The following is a 7,777-nucleotide window of genomic DNA, read 5'->3' on the forward strand; positions in this document are numbered from 1 at the left end:
AAGGCTAAAAGCAGCAAGAATAACTATTGTCCCAAATGCAGCTGGATAAAATAAATCGATTTGAAAATTTGAAAAATTTAAAAAAAACAATAACATAATTGCTGAAATCATTAGCACTTTCTTATTCTGCAATACAGAGTCGAAATTCAAAAAAAGAAAAATTCCTGTTACAAAATACACTAAATATCCTGGTAATTGTTTGGCAAGCAAAGGCATATTGAAATAAAAATCCATAACAAACCAATATAAAACAGACAAAACATATAAGATTGCAAGGATTAATATTGGTCTTTTAGATTTTATTATTCCATAAAAAATTAAAGGCAAAACAATATAAAAACCTTCCTCCACTTTTAAAGTCCATAATGCCCCATTTACTGCACAAAAAAGATTAGTTTCAAAAAGTCCTGGCAAACAAGGGTGCATAAAATTTAAAAACACAAAATTCCATCCTAGGTATTTGTATACATTTACATCTACAATGTAATCTGAAAAACTTAAACTACTAAAGAAGGCAAAAACTAGGACTGACAATATCAAAACAACAAAATAAGCAGGCAAAATTCTTTTGACCCTTTTAATAAAATACTTTTTTAAAGACGGTGTATTTATGTAGCTTTTAGTCACTAAAAAACCACTAATTACAAAAAATCCTTTGACAGCAATACTTGAATTAGAAAAATAGGATAAAAATTCTAGGCTTTTACTTTGAGAAAGTTCACACAGATGGGCTAATAAAATATTTGAAGCAAAAAAAAATCTTAAAAAGTCAAAACAATTTTTATTATTCATATCTTAATCGAAAATTATTTTATAATCATCACTTTTTTAACTTTGGTTTCAATACCATCTTGAGCTGAAATAAAAATCATATATACACCCGAAGCCACTTTGTATTTCCCGAATGCGGTTGTATCCCATTCTATTGTTCCTCCTTCAGAAGTAGTTTCGTAAACTAGATTTCCTTCGATATCTGTAATTTTTACATTGGCTTTGTTCAACAATCCGGCAATTTTTACAGTTCCTGAATATTCTGGACGCACTGGATTTGGATAAACGTAAACATTATTCAAATCTTCGTTTGCAGTAGTAGCTGTTCCTTTGAAAGAAACCATCCCTTTGGTTGTGGCTATAAAAACTTCTCCTGTTACATTATTAATATCAATATCGTTTATAGTATTGCTCGGTAAAGGCGAATTGGTAATTGTAAAATGATATTTTGTCCCCTGTCCGTTTGGTGAAACTAAAAAAATACCTGAATCAGCAGTACCAATCCATTTGTTATTGGCTCCATCGACAACAATATCCGTAATAGATTGTTCATACATTAATTCTTGAGCGAGATTGTCTTCAAGAATAATTATTGGATTGGCGGTCATTTGATCTTCGGTTAGAAAACTACTTACATTAGACAACACCCTCAATCCTTTTGTAGTTCCTATCCATAGTTGATCTCTATTATCCACCGCAATAGCTCTAACATCGGTAGTTGGCAAATTCCCTTTGTCTGAACCAAATGTTATTTTTTTAAATTTATTGATGGATTCATTATAACTTATCAAACCTTCTGTATTTGTACACCACCATTTAGTACTATTTTTATCGATTACCATTCGCCCCATACTAGCATCAATACTTTTATCCAAAATACCATCCAAAGAAAAACTTTGCCATTGTCCATCAGTTTTAAGAACTTTTAGTCCACTATGAATAAGACTATTATTAACCCATAGATTTCCTGATTTATCAAAGGCTCCTCCGTTTATTCTTACGTCATTATGATAGCCTGATATAAATGTAATCTCTTCTAATCCACTATTTGTTTGGTTATATAAAAATGAAGGTGTATCGTTATTAATTTTCAATAACCCTGAAAAAGAGCACCCAAAATAGACTTCATTTTCATCATTTGGGTTTATCATAACTCTAACTATGGATTTTGCACCTAATACTTCTTCGAAAGGGATATTTAACCATCCTGTAGTGCTATATTTACTAATTCCATAACTATCTAAAGGATAAGGATTATAGGTTCCTGAATAATCTCCATAAACCGCCCAAAGAAAAGTTGAGGTTGTTTGAAGTGCAAAAATACTATTATGTGAAGGGCCAATTGGTGTATTATTTTCAAAAACTGAGGAAGTCGAAATTGTAGTTGAATACATTCCGTTCTCTTTTGTTCCAATATAAATTATATCTCCAATGCTTGTTGCACATGTGAAATTGGGATTTATTCCTGTTATTTGATTGCTGTCTATTCGACGAACAACTGACATTTGATCATTATAAACATAAACACTATTTAAAGTGGTTACTATTAAATAATTTCCTGTCGTTCTCATATCGAGAGAAGCTTGTGTAAGCTGTAAATAGCCTGCAAAAGAATTAGAACCTGAATTGTATTTATTAATATTTCCAGAAGTGTTTATGGCAAATAATTCCGTGCCAAAAGCCTCAATACTAGACCAATTTCCTCCGGCAATTTCCTCCCATTGGCTATAGTCAATTAAGTTTTTATTGGAAACATTGGCTCTTTTAATACCTTCATTTGTTGAAGCATAAATATATCCGTTATAGATTGCAGTTTGAGTAACGTTGATTTCTATACCATTATTGCCGATAAAATAAGTGTCTCCAAACTGCATTGTGGCTAAATTGAATTGAACGATTCCAAAATCACAGGAAACATAAACAATTCCATCATATTCCATAAAATGATTAATTTTTTTAATGTTTGAAGGCAATTGTTTGTTGATGATATCGACAATGTTTAACATAGTTCCATCGGCTTCATTGATTGCAATCATTAAGCCGTTTTCGTATCCTACAAGAGTTTTATTGAATGTTGGACTATAATATAAAGAGGATATTGTTTGCCCCGAAAGACCATCAATTGTGTTTGTAGTTTTTATTTGATTTGTAGTTATATTCTTTGAGAACAACGCGTTTTCTGATGCTGCAAAAATTGCGTTTGGCGATTCAGATAAATCTTTGATTTCATTATAAGAAAAATAACCCTGCCACAAAAGCTTGTTTTGGGCAAAACCCATTTGGATAATCGTTAGAAGCACAAAAGTTAAAAGCCTTTTTTTCATTATTTGTATAGGTAGGAGTTCGCAAATATAATACAAACGAAAGTAACGGATTTTTGTTATATAAAAAAGGTCTTCAATCAAGATGAAAGAAGACCTTTTATTTTAATATAAAAAAGATTATACCACTCCTTGAGCTAGCATAGCATCGGCAACTTTTACAAATCCTGCAATATTGGCTCCTTTTACATAATCTACATATCCAGTTTCGTCAGTTCCGTATTTTTTACACTGATTGTGAATTCCAACCATAATATCTTTTAATCTCTGATCCACTTCTTCGCTTGACCAGTTTAAACGAATAGAGTTTTGTGTCATCTCTAATCCAGAAGCCGCAACTCCACCAGCATTAGCCGCTTTTCCAGGAGCAAAAAGGATTTTTTTATCCAATAAATATTTAATAGCATCTAAAGTACATGGCATATTAGCCGCTTCGGTAATACAAATAGCACCATTTGCAACTAATTTTTTCGCATCGTCTTCATTTAATTCGTTTTGCGTAGCGCACGGAATAGCGATATCAACTTTCACTTCCCAAACACTTTTCCCTTTATGAAAAACGGCATTTGGATATTTCTCTACATACATTTCGGCTCTATTGTCTCCACTTGCTCTCATATCAAGCATATAATCAATTTTTTCACCAGAAATTCCGTCAGCATCATAAATATATCCATCAGGTCCAGAAATTGTTAGCAGTTTTCCTCCTAACTCATTTATTTTTAAGGCTACACCCCAAGCAACATTTCCAAATCCAGAAATAGCAAATGTTTTTCCTTTGATTTCTTGACCTATTGTTCTTAGCATTTGTTCAGTGAAATAAACCACTCCGTATCCAGTTGCTTCTGGTCTTATCAATGACCCGCCATAAGCTAGTCCTTTTCCAGTTAAAACTCCTGTGAATTCATTTCTAATTCTTTTGTACTGACCAAATAAGTAGCCAATTTCTCTAGCACCAACGCCAATATCTCCAGCAGGGACATCAATTTCTGGTCCAATATGACGACATAATTCCGTCATAAAAGATTGACAAAAACGCATTACTTCTCCATCTGATTTTCCTTGAGGATCAAAATCCGAACCCCCTTTTCCACCTCCCATAGGAAGCGTAGTTAAGCTGTTTTTGAATACCTGCTCGAAAGCAAGAAATTTAAGTACTGACAAGTTAACGGAATTGTGAAATCTAATTCCACCTTTGTAAGGTCCAATTGCAGAATTCATTTGAATTCTAAAACCTCTGTTTACTTGAATTTCTCCTCTATCATCCACCCAAGTAACCCGAAAAGTTATCGTTCTTTCTGGTTCTGCTATTCTAAGAAGTATATGTTTACCGTCATATTTTCTTTTGCTAGCAATAAAAGGGATTACTGTTTCTGCAAATTCTCTAACCGCCTGAATAAATTCAGGCTCGTTTGGATTTTTGGCCTCAATTTGAGCCATAAAATTATTGATTTTTTCTTCCATCTTGAAATATATTGAACAAATTAAGGTTAATATTATTCGTTTACTTAACCAAAATAATTTGCTTAAGAAAACGTTTTCGTAACTATGTGCAAATATACATTATATAAGAATATTTGTGTATTTTTTTATAATTTCTTCTCGAAAATTTCTTCTTTTTATCGAACCTGAAATAATTTTATTTAAAATCAATACTATCAGCAGGAAAAAACGAAAAACCTTATATTTAGTTTATATAATATTAATAATAATTGCCGTTAATATATTTGTTTATATACTATTAGTAATGATTGATGTTTTTATATATTTGTAGAAAAGTAAATTTATTGTATGACCCTAAAATCTATTCTATTTTTCTGTTTCGTTTTTTTGGGAATGACAAATGTTGTAAATGCACAATTTGGATTTTCTCACGAAATTGGAGTTATTGCAGGACCGGTAGCTTTTCAGTCGGATTACGGCGTGAGATACAATTTATCTACAAATGCTGGTAACACTGGATACGGAATTGGTATTATCCATTATTTAAATTTTTCTTACGAAGCAGATTGTAACTGTTACACTCCCGATACTTATTTTAACGATCATTTTAAATTAAGAAGTGAATTGTCATACAATAAAACAGAACTTAAAAATTTCGGCGAATGGGTCTCTCCTAATAGAACTGGACTTGGTGCGGATCAATTGCGAGCAATGAGAGGAAGCACAGCGGTTACCAATATAGGAATGCAGTTAGAATATTTTCCTTGGAGTATTCGCGAATTTACAGCAAGAACAGAAAGCTGGGGTCCATTTATAAGTCTTGGAGGACAATTTAGTTTTTATAATGCAAAAGCTTCCTCAACGATGGGGCCGTTAGGCACACCTTTGACTACATTTCCTAAGTATTTACTCCCTTCAGATGGCCGACCTTATGGGTTTTCTACCGAAACCGGCTCGGTTTGGTCTATAGTTTCAAGTATTGGAACTCGGTACAAACTTGCTCCTTTATCTGATTTGATGGTTGATTTAAGGTTTCAATATTATTTTTCAGACTGGGTTGACGGAATTAACCAAGACAAAGCCCTTTTCAAAGAAAACAAAGCCAATGATTGGTTAGTATGGTTTAATGTTGGATATATTTATTATTTGCAATAATAGAAAATAACTATAAAACAAAAGCCCAATTTCTTCAAATTGGGCTTTTGTTTTTTTAATCTAATGCTTGTTTTAAATCTTCCAGCAAATCATCGATGCATTCAATGCCAACACTCAAACTATATCGTCTGGCAATAAATAAAACCTACAAAAACTTTCTAATACTCATCATAATTCCTACATGAAGTCCTTCGTGAAAATTATTGAAAGACATCGCTCCCTCGGCACTTGTCAATACAAAACCTGGTGAGGTGGGATATTCTTGAAAGTTTTTAAAAACTCCATTGGCATAATCTTGCTTTGTTTTTTCGATGGTTGTAAATAATAAAGACTTGATTTCTTCCACTTCGGTTTGTGTTGCTTCCTGTTCTGGCTTAGTGCCTTTCTTATATTTTTCAACCATTTCGTCAGAAACCATCATAGGTAAACCTGATAATTTATAGACCAGTAATTGTTGTGTCACGACAATATGTGCAATATTCCAAATCAAATTGTTGCTAAAACCTTCGGGGATTTTGTTGAGTTGTTCTAAAGAATAATTTTCCAGAAATTTTGACGCCATATTTCTGCTTGTGGTGTTTACATCGAGTGTTTGGTTCATTTTTTAAATTTTTGATAAAAATAATCATTTTCCACACCAAATGAATTTTCTTTGCACAAAGAAAATGCAGTTTATGAACAAAATATATTATCTCGCTTCTTGCGATACTTGCCGAAAAATCATAAAATCCTTGCCAAAAGACCATAATTTGGTTTTTCACGACATCAAACAAAATCCGATCACAGTCGAAGAATTGGAAGAAATGCGTGAACTTTCTGGAAATTACGAAGCACTTTTCAGCCGAAAAGCACAACTTTATAAATCGAGGGATTTAAAGAATAAATCCTTGACCGAAGAAGATTTTAAAAATTTAATTTTAGAACATTACACCTTCTTGAGTCGACCCGTTTTTATTATTGACGGCAAAATCTACATTGGCAACAGCCAACAAAATATGCTTCAGGTTTTGAAGGTTTTGAACAGTTTGTAAGAGTCTGAACTGACAACTATCAACCATTTTCCTTATATTTGAACTCTTTTAGAAAATAATATGATACAATCAATGACCGGATTTGGCAAAGCTACTTTGCAACTGCCAACCAAAAAAATAACCGTAGAAGTAAAATCCCTGAATAGTAAAGGTTTAGATTTAAGCGTGCGAATGCCTTCGACGTATCGCGAAATGGAATTGGGTTTACGCAACCAAATCGCCTTGAAACTCGAAAGAGGAAAAGTAGATTTCTCCATTTTTATCGAAAGTACCGCCGAACAAACTTCGACAAAAGTAAATGTGCCAATAGTGAAAGCCTACATCAATCAATTGCGCGAAGTTTATGCTGATGCAGATGAAACCGAATTGATGAAAATGGCTGTTAGAATGCCCGATACAATGAAAACCGAACGGGAAGAAATTGACGAAAATGATTGGGTTCAAATCCAAACCGTTATAGAAGAAGCTTTGCAAAATATTTTGAATTTTCGCAAGGATGAAGGCGCTTCGTTGGAAAAAGAATTCAATTTGCGCATAGGAAACATTCGTCAATATATGAACGAAGCTTTAGCATTGGATCCAGAACGTGTTCAGGCAATAAAAGACCGTTTGCAAACTGCCATTTCAGAATTAAAAGTCAATGTAGACGAAAATCGTTTTGAGCAAGAATTGATTTATTACCTAGAAAAATTAGATATCACCGAAGAAAAAGTGCGCTTGACCAATCACTTGGATTATTTCCTAGAAACCATCAACGGAACAGAAGCCAATGGTAGAAAACTAGGTTTCATCACTCAAGAAATGGGACGTGAAATCAACACAATGGGTTCGAAATCGAATCACGCACAAATGCAAAAATTAGTCGTGATGATGAAGGACGAATTGGAGAAGATTAAGGAGCAGGTTTTGAATGTACTATAAGTTTTGAGAAATTAATGAATGAAATAATAGTAGAAACAAAGAACTTATTATTTGATAAATGCAATTTTGCAGTTTCTAATATTGAAATCGAAAAGGAAAGTGCTGACTATTGTGCTCACCGATTTGAAATTAATA

The 7,777-nt window shown here is 32.9% G+C and carries 7 protein-coding genes; 3 read left to right on the forward strand and 4 right to left on the reverse strand.

Annotation, left to right across the window (positions count from 1 at the left end; genetic code table 11):
* The 3 genes from PHC28_RS12690 to gdhA form a co-directional block, all read right to left on the reverse strand.
* Positions 1–792: acyltransferase (locus PHC28_RS12690; protein WP_300101058.1), on the reverse strand; the 792-nt coding region annotated here is incomplete at its 3' end.
* Positions 793–806: 14 nt separating this feature from the next.
* Positions 807–3,095 (reverse strand): T9SS type A sorting domain-containing protein, encoded by a 2,289-nt coding sequence (locus PHC28_RS12695; protein ID WP_300101061.1) that lies wholly within the window; start codon positions 3,093–3,095, stop codon positions 807–809.
* Between the two features lie 117 nt (positions 3,096–3,212).
* Positions 3,213–4,556 carry an NADP-specific glutamate dehydrogenase gene (gene gdhA / locus PHC28_RS12700; RefSeq protein ID WP_300101064.1) on the reverse strand — a complete coding sequence of 448 codons (1,344 nt, stop codon included), beginning with the start codon at positions 4,554–4,556 and terminating at the stop codon, positions 3,213–3,215.
* 327 nt (positions 4,557–4,883) lie between these two features.
* Between gdhA and PHC28_RS12705 the strand changes: the two genes are divergently transcribed.
* Positions 4,884–5,690: a glutamate dehydrogenase gene (locus PHC28_RS12705; RefSeq protein ID WP_300101067.1), complete on the forward strand. Its 807-nt coding sequence runs from the start codon at positions 4,884–4,886 to the stop codon at positions 5,688–5,690.
* Between the two features lie 145 nt (positions 5,691–5,835).
* On the opposite strand, the gene PHC28_RS12710 is transcribed toward PHC28_RS12705, so the two are convergent.
* Positions 5,836–6,291 (reverse strand): DinB family protein, encoded by a 456-nt coding sequence (locus tag PHC28_RS12710; RefSeq protein WP_300101070.1) that lies wholly within the window; start codon positions 6,289–6,291, stop codon positions 5,836–5,838.
* Between the two features lie 73 nt (positions 6,292–6,364).
* On the opposite strand from PHC28_RS12710, the gene PHC28_RS12715 reads away from it, so the two are divergent.
* Positions 6,365–6,721, forward strand: coding sequence for an arsenate reductase family protein (locus PHC28_RS12715; RefSeq protein ID WP_300101073.1), 357 nt, complete (start codon positions 6,365–6,367; stop codon positions 6,719–6,721).
* A gap of 60 nt (positions 6,722–6,781) precedes the next feature.
* On the forward strand, positions 6,782–7,642 hold the full coding sequence (locus PHC28_RS12720; RefSeq protein ID WP_300101076.1) for a YicC/YloC family endoribonuclease: 861 nt from the start codon (positions 6,782–6,784) through the stop codon (positions 7,640–7,642).
* The last annotated feature ends 135 nt before the right edge of the window (positions 7,643–7,777 follow it).

The sequence above is a fragment of the Flavobacterium sp. genome (assembly GCF_028712645.1).
Taxonomy (GTDB): Bacteria; Bacteroidota; Bacteroidia; order Flavobacteriales; family Flavobacteriaceae; genus Flavobacterium.

Excerpts from the sequence above, each read along its gene's own strand:
- PHC28_RS12695 (WP_300101061.1), bottom strand. The coding sequence starts at position 3,095 with ATGAAAAAAAGGCTTTTAACTTTTGTGCTTCTAACGATTATCCAAATG.
- gdhA (WP_300101064.1), bottom strand. The coding sequence starts at position 4,556 with ATGGAAGAAAAAATCAATAATTTTATGGCTCAAATTGAGGCCAAAAAT.
- PHC28_RS12705 (WP_300101067.1), top strand. The coding sequence starts at position 4,884 with ATGACCCTAAAATCTATTCTATTTTTCTGTTTCGTTTTTTTGGGAATG.
- PHC28_RS12710 (WP_300101070.1), bottom strand. The coding sequence starts at position 6,291 with ATGAACCAAACACTCGATGTAAACACCACAAGCAGAAATATGGCGTCA.
- PHC28_RS12715 (WP_300101073.1), top strand. The coding sequence starts at position 6,365 with ATGAACAAAATATATTATCTCGCTTCTTGCGATACTTGCCGAAAAATC.
- PHC28_RS12720 (WP_300101076.1), top strand. The coding sequence starts at position 6,782 with ATGATACAATCAATGACCGGATTTGGCAAAGCTACTTTGCAACTGCCA.